Source organism: Kurthia populi (genome assembly GCF_042686175.1).
Classification (GTDB): domain Bacteria; phylum Bacillota; class Bacilli; order Bacillales_A; family Planococcaceae; genus Kurthia; species Kurthia populi.
Genome location: NZ_JBHUOR010000045.1, coordinates 49038 through 67395, shown reverse-complemented (window position 1 = coordinate 67395; position 18358 = coordinate 49038). Strand labels below are relative to the sequence as shown.

General features: G+C 38.1%; 15 protein-coding genes and 1 pseudogene. All 16 read left to right on the top strand.

Annotated elements, in window-relative coordinates:
- Window positions 1–14: 14 nt before the first annotated feature.
- Window positions 15–590: a nucleotide exchange factor GrpE gene (grpE, locus tag ACFSY7_RS10110; protein WP_126991150.1), complete on the top strand. Its 576-nt coding sequence runs from the start codon at window positions 15–17 to the stop codon at window positions 588–590.
- A gap of 88 nt (window positions 591–678) precedes the next feature.
- Complete coding sequence (dnaK, locus tag ACFSY7_RS10105) at window positions 679–2517, top strand: molecular chaperone DnaK (RefSeq protein ID WP_139992418.1); 1839 nt, start codon at window positions 679–681, stop codon at window positions 2515–2517.
- 177 nt (window positions 2518–2694) lie between these two features.
- Window positions 2695–3843: a molecular chaperone DnaJ gene (gene dnaJ, locus ACFSY7_RS10100; protein ID WP_126991152.1), complete on the top strand. Its 1149-nt coding sequence runs from the start codon at window positions 2695–2697 to the stop codon at window positions 3841–3843.
- A 19-nt stretch (window positions 3844–3862) separates the two neighbouring features.
- Entirely contained in the window at window positions 3863–4804 is a 942-nt protein-coding gene (prmA, locus tag ACFSY7_RS10095) for a 50S ribosomal protein L11 methyltransferase (RefSeq protein ID WP_126991153.1), read from the top strand.
- 4 nt (window positions 4805–4808) lie between these two features.
- Complete coding sequence (locus tag ACFSY7_RS10090; protein ID WP_126991154.1) at window positions 4809–5549, top strand: 16S rRNA (uracil(1498)-N(3))-methyltransferase; 741 nt, start codon at window positions 4809–4811, stop codon at window positions 5547–5549.
- A gap of 21 nt (window positions 5550–5570) precedes the next feature.
- Entirely contained in the window at window positions 5571–6914 is a 1344-nt protein-coding gene (gene mtaB / locus ACFSY7_RS10085) for a tRNA (N(6)-L-threonylcarbamoyladenosine(37)-C(2))-methylthiotransferase MtaB (RefSeq protein WP_380147752.1), read from the top strand.
- 131 nt (window positions 6915–7045) lie between these two features.
- The gene (locus tag ACFSY7_RS10080; protein WP_380147751.1) at window positions 7046–7885 is read left to right on the top strand and encodes an N-acetylmuramoyl-L-alanine amidase family protein; all 840 of its coding nucleotides are present in this window, start codon (window positions 7046–7048) and stop codon (window positions 7883–7885) included.
- A 144-nt stretch (window positions 7886–8029) separates the two neighbouring features.
- Window positions 8030–8698 carry a deoxyribose-phosphate aldolase gene (gene deoC, locus ACFSY7_RS10075; RefSeq protein ID WP_126991157.1) on the top strand — a complete coding sequence of 223 codons (669 nt, stop codon included), beginning with the start codon at window positions 8030–8032 and terminating at the stop codon, window positions 8696–8698.
- A gap of 143 nt (window positions 8699–8841) precedes the next feature.
- Window positions 8842–9015 carry a 30S ribosomal protein S21 gene (gene rpsU / locus ACFSY7_RS10070; RefSeq protein WP_010287987.1) on the top strand — a complete coding sequence of 58 codons (174 nt, stop codon included), beginning with the start codon at window positions 8842–8844 and terminating at the stop codon, window positions 9013–9015.
- A 261-nt stretch (window positions 9016–9276) separates the two neighbouring features.
- Window positions 9277–10653, top strand: a pseudogene (locus ACFSY7_RS10065) (amino acid permease).
- A 194-nt stretch (window positions 10654–10847) separates the two neighbouring features.
- Window positions 10848–12839, top strand: coding sequence for an ABC1 kinase family protein (locus ACFSY7_RS10060; protein ID WP_380147750.1), 1992 nt, complete (start codon window positions 10848–10850; stop codon window positions 12837–12839).
- A 68-nt stretch (window positions 12840–12907) separates the two neighbouring features.
- On the top strand, window positions 12908–13615 hold the full coding sequence (locus ACFSY7_RS10055; RefSeq protein WP_126991160.1) for an NfeD family protein: 708 nt from the start codon (window positions 12908–12910) through the stop codon (window positions 13613–13615).
- 19 nt (window positions 13616–13634) lie between these two features.
- Window positions 13635–14612 (top strand): flotillin-like protein FloA, encoded by a 978-nt coding sequence (gene floA / locus ACFSY7_RS10050; protein ID WP_126991161.1) that lies wholly within the window; start codon window positions 13635–13637, stop codon window positions 14610–14612.
- 13 nt (window positions 14613–14625) lie between these two features.
- Window positions 14626–15120, top strand: coding sequence for a hypothetical protein (locus ACFSY7_RS10045; protein ID WP_380147749.1), 495 nt, complete (start codon window positions 14626–14628; stop codon window positions 15118–15120).
- Between the two features lie 123 nt (window positions 15121–15243).
- A complete protein-coding gene (locus tag ACFSY7_RS10040) occupies window positions 15244–16200 on the top strand; it encodes a PhoH family protein (RefSeq protein WP_126991163.1) in 957 nt (318 codons plus the stop codon).
- 30 nt (window positions 16201–16230) lie between these two features.
- On the top strand, window positions 16231–18357 hold the full coding sequence (locus ACFSY7_RS10035) for an HD family phosphohydrolase (protein ID WP_139992399.1): 2127 nt from the start codon (window positions 16231–16233) through the stop codon (window positions 18355–18357).
- The last annotated feature ends 1 nt before the right edge of the window (window position 18358 follow it).

The following is an 18358-nucleotide window of genomic DNA, read 5'->3' as shown; positions in this document are numbered from 1 at the left end:
AAGGAGGATGACCAGTGACTGAGAAAAATGAAAATCAAGAGCAAGTAATGGAAGAAAATGAAGCTGTTGAAGAAACAATTGAAACAACAGAATCATCTGAGGCTGTTGAAGAAATTGTCGAAGAGGAAGTTGCAGAAGAAGTGGATCCTGTAGCTGAGCTAGAGGCGAAACTTGTAGCTGAAGAAGAACGCTATTTACGTCTTCGTGCGGATTTCGATAACTTAAAACGTCGTAGTCAACTAGACCGCGAGGCGCAAGCTAAATATCGTGCCCAAACATTATTAACAGATTTACTGCCAGTGCTTGATAACTTTGAACGTGCTTTGTCAGTAGAGGCGACTTCTGAAGAAGCGCAAAATATGAAAAAAGGTATTGATATGGTTTATCGTTCGCTTGTTGAAGCCACAACTAAAGAAGGTTTAAAAATTATTGCAACAGAAGGTGAAGTGTTTGATCCAAATATCCATCAAGCTGTTATGCAAGAATCAAATCCAGAGCAAGAATCTGGCATCGTACTTCAAGAGCTTCAACGTGGCTATCAATTAAAAGATCGCGTTTTACGACCAGCTATGGTAAAAGTTAATGAATAACTGAAACCATTCGCAGTCAAGAACGTATAATAAATATAATGGAACAAACGTCTAAAATAGGCGCTTAAATATAGGAGGAAAATTCAATATGTCTAAAATTATTGGTATTGACTTAGGTACAACAAATTCATGTGTAGCAGTATTAGAAGGTGGCGAACCAATCGTAATCGCTAACAAAGAAGGCGCACGTACAACTCCTTCAGTTGTTGCTTTCAAAAATGGCGAACGCCAAGTTGGTGAAGTAGCAAAACGCCAATCGATCACAAACCCTAACACAATTATTTCAATTAAACGTCATATGGGTACGGATTATAAAGTAAAAGTAGAAGATAAAGAATATACACCACAAGAAGTGTCAGCAATGATTCTTACACATTTAAAAGAATATGCTGAAGATTATTTAGGCGAAAAAGTAACAAAAGCGGTTATTACTGTTCCTGCTTACTTCAACGATGCAGAGCGCCAAGCCACAAAAGATGCTGGTAAAATTGCTGGTCTTGAAGTAGAACGTATTATCAACGAACCAACAGCAGCAGCACTTGCCTACGGTTTAGAAAAACAAGACGTTGACCAAAAAGTTTTAGTATTTGACCTTGGTGGAGGTACATTTGACGTATCTATCCTTGAACTAGGTGATGGTGTATTTGAAGTATTAGCAACTGCTGGTGACAACCGTCTTGGTGGTGATGACTTCGACCAAAAAATCATTGATTATTTAGTAGCAGAATTCAAAAAGGAAAACGGCATTGATCTTGCTCAAGATAAAATGGCATTACAACGTTTAAAAGATGCTGCTGAAAAAGCGAAAAAAGAACTTTCTGGTGTATCTACAACTCAAATTTCACTACCATTCATTACTGCGGGTGCAGAAGGTCCATTACACTTAGAAGTATCTCTATCTCGTGCAAAATTCAACGAATTAACTGCTGATTTAGTAGAACGTACAATGGTTCCTACTCGTCAAGCGCTTAAAGATGCTGGTCTTTCTGCTTCAGAAATCGATCAAGTAATTCTTGTTGGTGGTTCTACTCGTATCCCTGCAGTTCAAGAAGCTGTACAAAAAGCAACAGGTAAAGAACCTCATAAAGGTGTAAATCCTGATGAAGTAGTGGCATTAGGTGCTGCAGTTCAAGGCGGCGTACTTACAGGGGATGTAAAAGACGTCGTATTACTTGATGTAACGCCACTTTCTCTAGGTATTGAAACAATGGGCGGTGTATTTACAAAATTAATCGACCGTAATACAACAATCCCAACATCTAAATCTCAAGTATTCTCAACTGCTGCAGATAACCAACCAGCTGTAGATATTCACGTATTACAAGGTGAACGTTCAATGGCTGCTGATAACAAAACATTAGGTCGTTTCCAATTATCAGATATTCCTGCTGCACCACGTGGTATTCCACAAATCGAAGTAACATTTGATATTGATAAAAATGGTATTGTAAGTGTTACAGCTAAAGATTTAGGCACACAAAAACAACAAAACATTACAATCCAATCTGATTCAGGTTTATCTGAAGAAGATATCGAACGTATGGTACAAGAAGCAGAAGCAAATGCAGACGCTGATAAAAAACGTAAAGAGGAAGCAGATCTTAAAAATGAAGCAGATCAATTAGTATTCCAAACTGATAAAACATTAACTGACCTTGGTGAACAAGTGACAGAAGATGAGAAAAAACCAGTTTTAGAAGCGAAAGATGAGTTAGCAAAAGCAATCGAAGCTGGCGAACTTGAAGGCATTAAAGCTGCAAAAGAAAAATTAGAAGGTTTATTACAACCACTAGTAATGAAAGTTTACGAACAAGCTGCGGCTGCACAACAAGCAGAACAAGGCGAGGCTGGTGCTGACACAGCATCTAAAAAAGATGACGGCGTTGTAGATGCAGACTTCACTGAAGTAGACGAAGACAAAAAATAATGATGATGCCTAATTGGCGTATCGAAAGATAGACAACTAAATAGCTTTTAGTAAAAGTCCATCGTATATAAAGAGCCAAAGACCGTATCCGGGCTTTGGCTCTTTTCAATATATCGAAACAGAAAAAAACATGATACAATAATAGCTATGTGAATAGAGCGGAGTTGAAGAACACAAATGGAAAAACGTGATTATTATGAAGTGCTTGGCGTCGAAAAAACAGCGACACAAGCAGAGATAAAAAAGGCATACCGAAAATTATCAAAACAGTATCACCCAGATATTAATAAAGAACCTAGTGCGGCTGAAAAATTTAAGGAAATTGCAGAAGCATATGAAGTGTTAAGTGATGACCAGAAACGTGCTCAATATGATCAATTTGGTCATGCTGGAGCACAGCAGGGCTTTGGAGGCGGCGGATTTGGCGGCTTCGGAGGTGGCGGTGACTTCGGAGGATTTGAAGACATCTTTAGTTCATTCTTCGGAGGCGGAGGCGGAAGCAGCCGACGTCGTGATCCAAATGCACCGCGTAAAGGTGCAGATATCGAGCATTCAATCGTCTTAACGTTTGAAGAAGCTATTTTTGGGGTTGAAAAAGAAATCGAACTTGTGCGTGACGAAACATGTGATACATGTCATGGTTCAGGTGCAAAACCAGGTACAACAAAAGAGACATGTTCTCACTGTCATGGTGTAGGACAAGTGAATGAAACCGTTAATACACCATTCGGTCAAATGACAAATCGTCGTGCCTGTCAAGTATGTGGTGGTACAGGATCGATTATTAAAGAAAAATGTGATACTTGCCACGGTGCAGGTAAAATGAAAAAACGTACAAAAATTAAAGTTTCGATTCCTGAAGGGATTGACCACGGTCAAACAATTCGTGTAAGTGGTAAAGGTGAAGCTGGATTAAATGGTGGACCATACGGTGACTTATACGTAACAGTACGTGTACGACAAAGCGATAAATTCGAACGTGATGGCGATGATATTTACTACGAATTACCAATTACATTCGCGCAAGCTGCATTAGGAGATGAAATCGAAGTACCAACTGTACACGGTAAAGTGAAAATGAAAATTCCTGCTGGTACACAAGGCGGCGATCGATTCCGTTTACGTAGCAAAGGTGTTAAAAATGTTCAAGGTTACGGGCAAGGGGATCAACATGTCATTGTAAAAGTTATTACACCTAAAAAATTAAATGCAAAACAAAAAGAACTATTACGTGAGTTTGCGGAAATTTCTGGTGACATTCCGGAAGAACAAGGTAGCTCATTATTTGATAAGATTAAACGTAAAATTAACGATTTAAAAGACTAAAATTAGGAGTTGATTGCAAGTGAAATGGTCAGAACTATCCATTCACACATCGGAAGAAGCGGTAGACGCAATTTCGAATATTTTACATGAGGCCGGCGCTAGTGGCGTCGTGATTGAGGACTCACAAGATTTTGAACGACAACGCGACCAACAATACGGAGAAATTTATGCGTTAGATCGTGAAGATTTTCCTGCAGATGGAGTTATCGTCAAAGCATATTTACCCGTATCAAGTTTTTTAGCTGAAACAGTCGAAGAAATCAAACTTGCAATCAATAATCTTAAGAACTTCAATATTAATGTTGGTGAAAATCTTGTATCACTTTCAGAAGTAGATGAAGAAGATTGGTCTACTACTTGGAAACAATATTATCATCCCGTGAAAATTTCAAATCGCTTTACAATTGTTCCATCTTGGGAGAATTACGAGCCTGTTGAAAGCGATGAATTGATGATTGAATTAGATCCAGGAATGGCATTTGGTACGGGGACACATCCAACGACTGTCATGAGTTTACAAGCATTAGAAAAATATGTACAAAAAGATATGTACGTAACAGATGTTGGTACTGGTTCTGGCGTTTTAGCAATCGGCGCATCAATGTTAGGTGCAAGTCATGTACACGCACTTGATTTAGACCCTATTGCAGTAACGGCTGCAAAGGAAAATATTGCACTAAATCATATTACAAGCACAATCGACGTTGTCGAGGGGGACTTACTTGATACCGTAAGAGAACCTGCAGATATCGTAGTCGCAAATATTTTAGCTGAAATCATTATGACCTTTACAAATGATGCATATACAGTTGTTAAACCAGGTGGTCTTTTCATCACATCAGGTATTATTGAAACGAAAAAAGAAGACGTGAAACAATCTCTTACGGAAGCAGGATTTGTCATCGATGAAGTGATGATGATGGAAGACTGGGTAACGATTGTGTCACGTAAACCGGAGTAAGACGATGCAACGATATTTTATAGAAGAACGATTTCATGAAGGTACAGTGACGTTAACTGGAGACGATGCACGTCATATTACAAAAGTAATGCGCATGCGTGAAGGAGAAGAAATCATTGTTGTTGAATGTGAGGAAACAGCACATATTTGTGCAATAACTGCCTTTAACGAGCACGATGTTTTGGTTCAACAAACGGGACGTACAATTCCATCACCTGAATTACCAATCGATGTAACAATTGCTTGTGGATTACCTAAAGGTGATAAGTTAGATTTGATTGTTCAAAAGGGTACAGAATTGGGTATGTACGGCATACTACCATTTGAAGCGGCACGTTCTATTGTGAAGTGGGATGCTAAGAAAAGCGCGAAAAAAATAGAACGTTTACAAAAGATTGCAAAAGAAGCAGCAGAGCAATCTCACCGCACACATATTCCGGTCGTAGAACAGCCAGTTTCTTTTGCGCAACTTGTTAAAAAGTGTGCAAAGTATGATGTTGTCTTTGTAGCAGATGAAGAAGATGCAAAAGTAAAAGAGCGCACACGACTCGTTGATAAACTAAAAAAAATTTACGATTGCAAATCGATATTGGTTATTTTTGGACCAGAAGGTGGTATTGCGCGTGATGAAGCAGAAAAACTCCGTGCAGCAGGTGTCATTACAACCTCTTTAGGGCCAAGAATTTTACGTGCAGAAACAGCACCACTTTATATGCTGTCTGCAATTTCATATGAATTTGAGTAATTAGAAAGAGGTGTCGCAACCTTGTCTAAGGTGGCTTTTCACACATTAGGTTGTAAAGTAAATCATTACGAAACAGAAGCAATTTGGCAATTATTTAAAGAAGATGGTTACGAGCGTACCGATTTTGACCACCAATCAGATGTATATGTGATTAATACATGTACAGTGACGAATAGTGGAGACAAAAAAAGCCGTCAAGTGATTCGCCGAGCTGTTCGTAAAAATCCAGATGCTGTTATTTGTGTAACTGGTTGTTATGCACAAACATCACCATCAGAAATTATGGCAATTCCAGGTGTTGATATTGTTGTTGGAACACAAGACCGTCAAAAATTATTAGGTTTAATTGAAGAGTATAAAAAAGAACGTCAACCCATTAATGCAGTACGTAATATTATGAAAAATCGTGTTTATGAAGAGCTTGATGTACCCTATTTTACAGACCGTACGCGAGCATCTTTAAAAATACAAGAAGGCTGTAATAACTTCTGTACATTTTGTATTATTCCTTGGGCTCGAGGCTTAATGCGTTCGCGAGACCCTGAACAGGTTGTAAAACAAGCCCAACAACTTGTTGATGCAGGATATAAAGAAATTGTATTGACAGGAATTCATACAGGTGGCTACGGTCAAGATTTAAAAGATTATAATTTAGCAATGCTTTTACGTGATCTTGAAACGAAAGTAAAGGGTCTTAAGCGTTTGCGTATTTCATCAATTGAAGCTTCGCAAATTACTGATGAAGTAATGGATGTTTTAAGAGATTCAAAAATTATTGTCAATCATTTGCATATTCCAATTCAAGCCGGATCTGATACGGTGTTAAAACGTATGCGTCGTAAATATACGATGGAATTTTTTGGAGAACGTTTAACTAAATTGAAAGAAGTATTACCAGATTTAGCGATTACTTCAGATGTTATTGTAGGGTTCCCGGGTGAAACAGAAGAAGAGTTTATGGAAACCTATAATTTCATTCGTGAATATGAATTTGCAGAGCTTCATGTCTTCCCATTCTCAAAACGTACAGGCACACCTGCAGCGCGTATGGAGGATCAGGTTGATGAAACAGTGAAAAATGAGCGTGTACATCGCTTATTATCACTTAATGATCAATTAGCAAAACAATATGCAAGTCGTTTTGAACAAGATGTCTTAGAAGTTATTCCTGAAGAAATCGTCAAGGCTGGCGAACCGCATGAAGGTATGTTACTAGGGCATACAGCGAATTATATGAAGGTAGCCTTTGAAGGTACGCCTGATATGATTGGTCAAATTGTCAAAGTGAAGGTAACCAAGGCAGGATACCCAATCTCAAGCGGACAATTTGTTCGTGTAATGGATGATGAACCTGTAGAGTTATAGCAATGTTAGAAGGGAGGAGTAGGTAACTACTGCTCCTTTTTTGTGGTATTTTATAAAAGAGAGGATTTTTGACATCTCTTTAAGTATGTCTGGGTAGGGTATAATTTAACTTACAGAAGGGTGTGATAGCCATGCAAAAACTTCATTTAGCACTTTTAACAGTAGCAGTGCTTATTCCTTTAGCCTTTTTTACGCTACTACAGCCTGTATGGAAAGATTCATTGGTTACACTAGATAAAGAACATGTACTAGTAGCAAAACCTGAAAAGAACGTAATTATAAAGCAGGTGGAATCTAAAAAGGATAAACAAGGTGCAAAAAAATCTGTAGTTAGTAAAGAAAAGAAAAAAATAAGCAAACCAGTCATTGTCATTGATGCAAGTCATCAAAGAACGAAGGACTTAACAACAGAACCAATTGCACCAAAATCGACAGAACGGCGCGCAAAACAATTAGCGAGTGCTATAGGGGTTGTGACGAAGCAAAAGGAATATCACGTAACAATGAACTATGCGAAAGCGTTGCGTACACAGCTTGAAGAAAAGGGCTATAAGGTCGTTTTAACGCGTTCTGCGCATGATGTGAAGCTTTCCAATAAAGAACGCGCTAAAGTGGCAAATAAAGCGCGAGCAACGTTAGTTATTTCATTGCATGCAGATGGTGGGAAAAGCTATCAGAACGGCTTTTATATAATGAGCCCTTCAAAGAAATCAACGACGTCTAAACGATACAAGAAAAGTAATCAGCAGGCCAATGCCATTTTAAAAAAGGTTTCCACAAAAGGTAAGGTTTTCTCAACAGGACATTTTTATCGAGAGGATTTAGCGCTATTTAATTATACGAAAGCACCTGCAATTTCGATTCAGCTAGGGTTTTTAACGAATGTAAAAGATGATAAAAAATTAGCTGATAACGTTTATATGGAGAAGCTAGTAAAAAGAATTGCGAACGGTATACAAGCCGCGAAATAATGGTAATTCCTTTTTTTTGTCGAAGCAAAACGTTTTGTCTAAATTGGAGTGGGTATAATTTTAGTAAACGCTTTCTATTTAGAACGCAACATGCTATTCTAATGAGAGGTACGGACAACTTTATTTAAAGGAGAGTTTTTTTTCATGACTGAAAATTATGCATCATACATTGATCACACATTATTAAAACCAGAGGCAACAAAAGAACAAATTATCGCATTATGCGCAGAAGCAAAGCAATATGATTTCGCCTCTGTTTGTGTTAATCCTACATGGATTGAAACAGCTGCAAAAGAATTAGAAGGCGCTGTATCAAAAGTATGTACAGTAATTGGATTCCCGCTTGGAGCAAATACATCAGATGTAAAAGCATTTGAAACGAAAGATGCGATTGCTAAAGGTGCTGATGAAGTAGATATGGTATTAAACATTGGCGCATTAAAAGGTAGCGACTATGAACTAGTATTAAATGACATGAAAGCGGTTGTCGAAGCGGCAAACGGCACACTTGTAAAAGTTATTATCGAAACATGTTTATTAACAGATGAAGAAAAAGTAAAAGCATGTGAATTAGCTGTTGAAGCAGGGGTTGATTATGTGAAAACATCAACTGGTTTTTCAACAGGTGGTGCAACACCTACAGATGTAGCGCTTATGCGTAAAACAGTAGGTCCAGACCTTGGTGTTAAGGCTTCAGGTGGCGTGCGCTCTTTAGCAGATTTAAAAGCAATGATCGAAGCAGGTGCAACGCGTATTGGTGCAAGTTCTGGCGTGAAAATTATGCAAGGTTTAGCTGCAGAATCAGATTATTAAGCAACAAAACATTATTCGACTAAAATTTTTTGATACCTATTGACCACAGAAATATAATCTGGTATACTTTTTAAGTACACAACGATATGAACATATAATAGTATCATGTTGTGTTGATGTGTGTTCGGAGGGAGGGAAAAGAGATGACAAAAACTGTCGTTAGAAAAAACGAATCGCTTGAAGATGCTCTTCGTCGCTTCAAACGTACTGTTTCTAAAAGCGGTACTATTCAAGAGGTAAGAAAACGCGAATTTTATGAAAAACCAAGCGTAAAACGCAAAAAGAAATCAGAAGCTGCTCGTAAACGTAAGTGGTAATTTCCATTCCTAGACAATCCCTACGTTCATAAACACGCACTATCATGATTTAACAAATTGCAAATGAATCAGACCTAAAGGATTTATCCTTTAGGTCTTTTTTTATGTGTTGAAATGATATGAATTATTCTTTTTTTGTATAAAATTGAATTTTTATATTGAAATATGAATAAATATTCGATATGGTTGTATTGCTGAAAAAATTAGAAAAGAATGATGGGAAATATCTGTTTTTCTAATCAGCACAACAGGGGGATACATATGGAGCAACAATATCAGTTAAAACGCTCAATTAAAAGTAGACATATGTTTATGATTTCATTAGGGGGAGTTATCGGCACGGGATTTTTCTTGAGTACCGGTAATATTATGCATGAAGCGGGCCCATTTGGGACATTGCTTGCTTATTTAGTTGGGGGCCTCACAATGTTTCTTGTGATGATGTGCCTCGGAGAACTTGCTGTACATAGCCCAACTACTGGCTCATTTCATGAATATGCAACACGTTTTATCAGTCCAGGGGCAGGTTTTGCTGTCGGTATTATATACTGGCTCAACTGGGTCGTTACAGTAGGTTCGGAGTTTACGGCTGTCGGATTGCTTATGCAACGATGGTTTCCAGATATTTCGGTATGGATTTGGAGTGTCATTTTTGGTGTCATTATTTTTGCTTTTAATGCCTTCTCTGTTAAATTTTTTGCCGAAAGTGAGTTTTAGTTTGCTAGCTTAAAAATTATTCTAGTATTAGTATTTATTGTTTTAGGTGCAGCGGCTATTTTTGGCATTGTACCAATTACAGGTCATGAACAAGCACCTCTTTTCTCGAACTTTATGAGTGAAGACGGACTATTACCACATGGTGTAGCACCTATTTTAATTGCGATGGTATCAATCAGTTTTGCGTTTGCTGGAACAGAACTCATTGGGATCACCGCTGGGGAAAGTGAAAATCCAGGGAAAGATATTCCACGCTCTATTAAAAATATTATTTGGCGCACACTATTTTTCTTTGGGGGGGCTGTCATCGTTTTAGGGGCTTTACTACCATGGCAAGATGCAAGTGTATCAGAGAGTCCATTTGTAACTGTATTTGATATGATTGGGATTCCGTATGCAGCGGACATTATGAATATTGTTATTATTACAGCACTTATTTCTGTAGCGAATTCAGGTCTTTATGCATCAACACGTATGCTATGGTCGTTAGCAAATGAAGGTATGGCGCCCAAAATGTTCTTAAAGGTGAATAAACGTGGAATTCCAATGCCAGCGTTAATTATTTGTATGCTTATTTCTTGTCTATGCTTACTTTCAAGTATTTACGCACCAACAACGGTTTATGTAATGCTAGTAGCAATTGCTGGATTTGGCTGTGTCGTTGGATGGATGGGCATTGTAGGAGCACAGTATATGTTCCGCCGTAAATATATACGTGATGGTGGAGATGTAAAGAAACTGGCATTTCGAGTGCCACTATATCCATTGATGCCAATCGTAGCGTTTGTGTTATTAACTATCTTTACACTAGGACTATTATTAGACCCAGGTCAGCGTAGTGTTTTTTACTTTGGTGTACCGGCACTTATTATTTCCTGGGTAGGTTTTGATATGTATTATCGTAAAAAATCACATGCATAATAAAAAACAAAGTGATGCTTAAACTTACTGAATTAAAAAACTAAGAAAATATAACGACAAACACTTTTAAAGGAAAAACCTTTGGAAGTGTTTTTTACTGTCTCGGTATCTAGGCAGTGCTTTCTTTTCTTTTTTTCAGCTAGATATGCGACTTTTTTTGGAAAGGATTGTATGCTTAAAGAGTAGAAAGGGTGGTGTTAGAATTGAGTATCGTCGTGACAATCATACAACTGCTCGTAATGGGCTTTTTCATTTACTTTTTAAGTGGGCGTTTGATGGGGACAAAATTAAATATGATTAAACGGATTTTGTCAGCTATGCTTAGTGTCGGGCTTACAACATTTATTTTCTGGTATTCTTATTTCCGTCATACGAATTTTTTTAATCAAGATGTAGTTGAGCAAGTATCAAATATTACAACACTTGTTTGGTTTGGTAGTATGTTGCTTATCTCAATGCTATTTTATTTAATCTTTGAATTGTTTGATCCAAAGCAGGAAAGTGACTTTCAAGCAAATCAAGAAAATACATTTTTAAAAATTCGTAGTAATTATTATCGTAAACGCCGTCTTGCACAAGTTTTTCGAATTGCATTTAAGCAAGGGATTGGGAAGGCATTACAATATAAGCGTTCGTATGAGAATGATCGTTATATTGCTGTTGTACTGCGAAATATTTTAGAAGAAACAGGTGGTATCTTTATTAAGTTTGGACAAGTGCTGTCGACGCGTAAAGATATTTTACCACCCATATTTATTGAAGAATTTTCTAAATTACAACAAAATGTTCGGGCTATGCCAAGTGATGAAGTACAGCAAATTATCCGTCGTGAATTTGGAGAGGATCCAAGTGTTTATTTCAAATACTTTTCAGAGTCGCCTCTTGCAGCAGGCTCTATTGGACAAGTACATCGCGCACAACTTCGAGATACAAATGAAGAGGTAATTGTAAAAGTACTACGTTCTGATGTGACTCGTATTATGAATAAGGATTTGGATATTTTACTTCATTTTGCGATGTGGTTAGAAGAAGAATCTATTTGGGCTGAAAATTTAGGGTTCTATCAATTAGCGACAGGGTTTGCTTCGGGTTTGCGGGAAGAAATTAATTTTGATATTGAACGCCGCAATATGGAGCAAATTACTAATGCATTAAAAGGTTCAGAACATAATGTACGTATTCCAAAAGTGTACCCTGAGCTTTCAAATCGAAAAATTTTAGTGATGGAGTATATTAAAGGCGTATCGATTACGAAAGCAACACCATTATTGAAGCAACGAGGGATTCCGCAGCAAAAAGTTTTAGGTGAAATATATGGTGCTTTTTTAGAACAATTGCTTGTGGCCGGTGTTTTTCATGCAGACCCACATCCAGGAAATGTTTATGTCATGGAAGAAACGGGGGAACCGGTATTTTTAGATTTTGGTGCAGCAGGTCGGATTGGTCCACTTCAAAACAGAGGGCTTCGAACCTTGCTGATAGGCATTGCACGTAACGACGTAAAAATTATGGCACAAGGACTTGAAAACTTAGTAACAGACGGTAATTTGAAAAATCGTGCGCGACTAGAACAGGATTTAAGTCAATTATTAATTAGTATTCAATATATGGATAAAATCTCAACAGAAACGCTTATCCAACGTTTGTTTGATATTATGAAAAGTCATGAGTTAAAGCTTTATCCAATGGTTAGTATGGCGCTTAGAGCATTAATTACGATGGATGGGACATTAAGCTCTGTCGATCCACATTATGATATTTTTAATGAAGCGAAGCGCTTTTCAATCGATAATAAACAGGAGTTTGCACAAACATTAACCGTTGATGAGTTAAAAACAACCGCCGTTCAGGAAATGATTTTGTTGATGCCGCAGTTACGCGATATACCAAGGCGTGTAGATCAAATCTTTCAAAATTTTGAGCGTGGCGAAATGACAGTAAAAGCAGATATTTTTGCAGATACGAAAAATGCTACTTTTATTTCGCACTGGCTATCATTGCTGATTTTATTAACAGTGGCCATTACATTTAGCTTTATTTCAGTGGCACTATTAGCCATAGCTCAGTTTATTGATGGCATGTACGCTGTGTATTTAAATACAGCAGCCTTTGTTGGTTTATTTTTGAGTGCAGTCATTCTTGTTAGATTGTCTGTCCAAGCATTGCGTTATTCGAAAAGAATTTGAAAAATTATGAAACTTTTTCTAGGTAAATCCGTAAATAAAGTAAGCACAGCAACGAAAGGGTGAAAACAATGAAACGAATGGCCTTCATCGGAAGTGTGCTATTGCTTAGTGGATGTACGCATGAGTCGGCTCAGTCGTTGTCATTGACGCATCCGCTCATCATTACTGTTCTTTTGTGCATTGCTAGTCTTAGCTTAGTTTTTTCATTATTTTCGGCAAGTGGCGTTGCACCAATTATCGTACACCTATTGGCGATTAGCTTTGTTTACGGTATCTTTTTCGTAGAAGGAAGTTTGACAGCGCTTGCAGTACTAATGCTTATCTCTGGAATGATTTTATTATTTTTAGAATTATTCGTTCCAGGGGGCATCATTGGGACCATTGGCTTTGCATTTATTGTCATGAGTTTGATGTCGATAGCACCGCATGCGCCGTATATGCTGTATTCAATTTTGACTGCGCTTATCGTCGCAGTAGTAGGAATGGTGATTATGATGAAATTTTTCGGTAAAAAACTGAATGTCTTTAATAAGATGGTTTTATCCGATGCAACAGATACGAAGAGTGGTTATGTATCGAACGTCAACCGTACGGAACTTTTAGGGCAAGTAGCGATTACAGCTACGCCATTACGCCCATCAGGTACAGCAATGTATGGAGATGAGCGCCTTGATGTCGTAACAGAAGGAGGCTTTATCGCAGCCGGTACAGAAGTTGTGATTATTGAGGTTGAAGGAGCGCGTATCGTTGTGCGTGCAAAAATAAAAGAAGCATAGAGAAAGAGGGGAAAAACTGATGGCAATCGGAACAATTATTGCAATCGTCGTCGTATTTGTCGTACTGGTTTTATTATTTACTTTTGTACCAGTTGCATTATGGATTTCAGCTCTAGCAGCAGGCGTCAAAGTAAGTATTTTTACATTAATCGGTATGCGCTTACGTCGTGTTATTCCGTCACGTGTCGTAAATCCGTTAATCAAGGCACATAAGGCGGGCATTGAAGTAACAATTAATCAACTTGAGAGTCACTACTTAGCAGGTGGTAATGTAGACCGCGTTGTGAATGCATTAATTGCGGCACATCGTGCTAATATTGATTTAACATTTGAACGTTGTGCAGCAATCGATTTAGCAGGTCGTGATGTATTAGAAGCGGTTCAAATGTCGGTAAATCCAAAAGTTATTGAAACACCATTTATTTCAGGGGTTGCGATGAACGGGATTGAAGTAAAAGCAAAAGCACGTATTACAGTACGTGCCAACATTGACCGTTTAGTCGGTGGTGCTGGTGAAGAAACAATCATCGCTCGTGTAGGTGAAGGGATTGTTTCGACAATTGGTAGTGCAAAACATCATACCGAAGTACTTGAAAACCCAGATATGATTTCACAAACCGTATTATCAAAAGGTTTAGATTCAGGGACAGCCTTCGAAATTCTATCGATTGATATCGCAGATGTGGATATTGGCAAAAATATCGGTGCAGAATTACAAATTGAACAAGCGCAAGCGGATAAAAACATTGCACAAGCCAAAGCAGAAGAACGTCGTGCAATGGCCGTAGCAAATGAACAAGAAATGATTGCGCGTGTACAAGAAATGAAGGCGAAAGTGGTAGAAGCAGAAGCAGAAGTACCGCTAGCTTTAGCAGAAGCATTCAAAAAAGGAAATATTGGTGTCATGGATTATATGAATTATCAAAATGTCCAAGCAGATACATCAATGCGTACATCATTAAGTAAGATGGATGATTCACATCAAGAAGAAAAATAAGGGGGTCTGATTAATGGAAGGACTCATTATTTTTATTATTGTTTCATTGATTGGTTATTTCTTTTCTGATAAAAAAGGAGAAAAAAGCCCAAAGAAAAACTCGAATCGACGCTCAGCAAATAGCCAAAATACAGGGCGTCTAGATGAGTTTATGCAACAAATGAAAGACAAAATGAATGAAATTGAAGACGATGCAAAGCCGTTGTCTAAAAGACAAGAGCAAGCACGTAAAGTGGCGCAACAAGCGAAAAAACGTGCGGAGCAATTGGCGCAAGACCCACGTTATAAAGAACGTTTTGATGCACTTGAACAAAAAATAGGTGCTCATGATTTAACGGATTCAAAAGGTGTCGAAAAAGTTCGTATTAAATCAATGGACCGAATGCTAAATGAGCAAGGTCCTACTGCTAAAAAACAAAAAAATCTGTTATTTCATACAAAAAATGACGTGAAGCGTGCGGTATTAATGGCTGAAATTTTAGGGCCACCAAAAGCCAAGCGTAAATAATAAGAAAAGAGGGTACTAGGAAGTTAGCAGTACCCTCTTTTCTTATGGGTATACTTTGCACCAATGAAGTGATAATGCTACAGTAAAACTAAGCTAGGCAATTCTTGATTGAGGAGAATGAACATGACTGAACAACAACCGATTCAATTAACATTAAAAGACCCAAATGAAGCCGTAATGCTACTAGGTACATCGGACGCTAATTTGAAATTAATCGAAGAAGCGTTTAGTGTACGAATTATTACACGTGGCGATACGGTTCATATTGTTGGTGATGAAGCTGAAAAAGAGCTAACAGCTGCACTGATCGATCAACTCTTACGTGTAATTCGAAAAAATATAAATATTAATCAGCGAGATGTTGTATCTGCGATTGAGTTAGCGAAAACGGGGAAAATCGAATATTTTGCTGAGTTATATAATGAAGCGATTGCTCATACAACGAAAGGGCGCGCAATTCGTGCGAAAACAATTGGTCAACGCCAATATATTCGTGCGATGCAAAAGCATGACCTTGTATTTGGTATTGGACCAGCAGGCACCGGTAAAACGTATTTAGCGGTTGTGATGGCTGTGCAAGCGCTAAAAAATGGGCATGTGAAGCGCATTATTTTAACGCGACCAGCTGTAGAAGCAGGAGAATCATTAGGTTTTTTACCTGGCGATTTAAAAGAAAAAGTAGACCCTTATTTACGTCCGCTGTATGATTCACTTCACGATGTATTAGGCCTTGATCAAACGACACGTTTAATTGAACGTGGAACGATTGAAATTGCGCCACTTGCGTATATGCGTGGTCGCACATTAGATGATGCTTTTGTTATTTTAGATGAGGCACAAAATACGACGAAGGCTCAAATGAAAATGTTTTTAACACGACTAGGTTTTGGCTCGAAAATGGTTATTACGGGTGATAAAACACAAATTGATTTGCCAAATGGTGTGGCTTCAGGCTTGATGCATGCAGAACATATGTTAAAAGGTATCAAGGAAATTTCATTCCAAGTACTTGAAGCAGGCGATATCGTTCGTCATCCAATTGTTGCAAAAATTATTAATGCGTATGATACCAATCAGTAGTCGACAGCTCGTGAGAAGGGAATGAGTCGATTGACCACAATCATCCAAAAGTTACAGCGATTATTACCATTTCGTCTACTACTAATCGTTGCACTTAGTGTTGTAGGACTCCTACAATTTCTTTTAATGATGGGGAATATTCAGGGGCAAAATTATAATGTGAAGTTATTCCAAGTGTCTCCTGAAACGATTCGCGCTGTTAAAACAGTCGAAGATACAGAACAGACGAAGCTAGACAAACAAGCCGCTGCAGATAGCGTAGAGCCGGTATATACATATTCAGAAGAGGTTGGAAAAAATCAGGCATCCGTCGTTCGCTCTATTTATAATTATGCGCTAGATGCAAAGGAAATTGAGGCGACGAGCGATTCCGCGAAAGCAGCGAAGGCACAACAAAAAAAACAACTAGAAGCGCTAAAAAAATCATTAGATAGTAAGGAATTAAATGTTGAGTTATCTGATGAAGATTTAGCTGTATTATTAGCTGCAACGAAAAGTGAACTCGAAGATGGCAGAGATTCGGTTGTTGAAAAAGTAACATCCGTATTGCAACAACCGGTTCGTGAAGCAGATGTGGCAGAAAAGCGGGAATCAATTGGAAATGCCATTCGTCTGACCTATTCATTTCCAACGGATTTAATGAATGTGAGTATTCGTATTGCGCGAAGTGCGATGGTAGCGAATGAATTATTAGATGAAGATGCAACGGAGCAAAAACGTCAACAGGCTATTGAATCAATAGATCCGACGCGTATTTTACAAGGCCAAATCATCGTACAAGAGGGAGAAGTGATTGACCGCGATGTATATCATCAATTAGAAGTAACCGGTATGCTTGCTACACATCAATCTCTTAAACCTTATGTTGGTCTCGCATTATTAATTATTATCCAAATGTTGTTCTTTTATATGATATTTAATAATGCGAAAAATATGAAAATCGAGCATAAAATTCGTAATCTTTTAATTGTATCGATTATTTATGTATTAAGCATTGGCTTTATGGAACTACTAGGCATTGTCGACCGAGAATTTGACCTTTTACTAGGTTTTCTATTTCCAGCTGCACTTGCACCAATGATGATCCGCATGCTTGTAGGCGAGCGAATTGCGGTATTGGTGACAATGATGCTAGGAATCTCTGCAGGCGTTATTTTCCAAGAAGGTTATTCTACGGTTATGCAGATGGAGATTGCGCTGTATATGATTTTAAGTGGTATAAGCTCCTTGTATTTTGTACGCAATATGCAAAAACGTTCGAAGGTGTTGCAAACAAGCTTTGGTGTTGCAATCGTCAATAGTTTGTTTATCGCATTTTACTTATTAATGACACAATCAAGCTATACAGCAAAAGAATTGCTATTTTATTTAGTAGCAGCGATTGTTTCCGCATTATTGTCAGGTGCATTAACAATCGGCACATTACCATTTATTGAAACGGTATTTGGCATTTTATCTAGCCTGCGCCTCATCGAATTATCAAGTCCAAATCATCCATTACTAAAAAAGATTTTAATGGAAGCGCCTGGGACGTATCATCATAGTATTATGGTCGCAAACTTGGCAGAGGCCGCTTGTGAGGCAGTTGGAGCAGATGGTTTATTGGCACGTGTTGGCTGCTATTATCATGATATTGGAAAAACAAAACGCCCCGGCTTTTTCGTTGAAAATCAAACAAATGGCTTAAATCCGCATGACCATTTGCCACCAGAGAAATCTCGCGATATAATTATTGCTCATGCGGCAGATGGTGTGCGTATTTTGGAAAAACATAAAATGCCAAAAGAAATCGTTGATATTGCACGTCAACATCACGGGACAACGGCAGTGAAGTTTTTCTATTATAAGGCGAAGCAACAAGACCCGACGGTAAAAGAATCTGATTATCGGTATGCAGGACCTAAGCCACAAACGAAAGAAATTGCTATAATAACAGTAGCAGATAGTGTGGAGGCAGCTGTGCGTTCGATGAAAGATCCAACACCAGAGAAGATTAAAAACTTGGTCCATGCTATCGCGCAAGACAAGTTGCAGGATGGCCAGTTTGATGAATGTGATTTAACGATTCAAGAGTTGCATACAATTGAGCAAGTGTTCTGTGAAACATTGAATGGTACATTCCATTCACGTATTGAATATCCAGAGCCAAACGAATAAG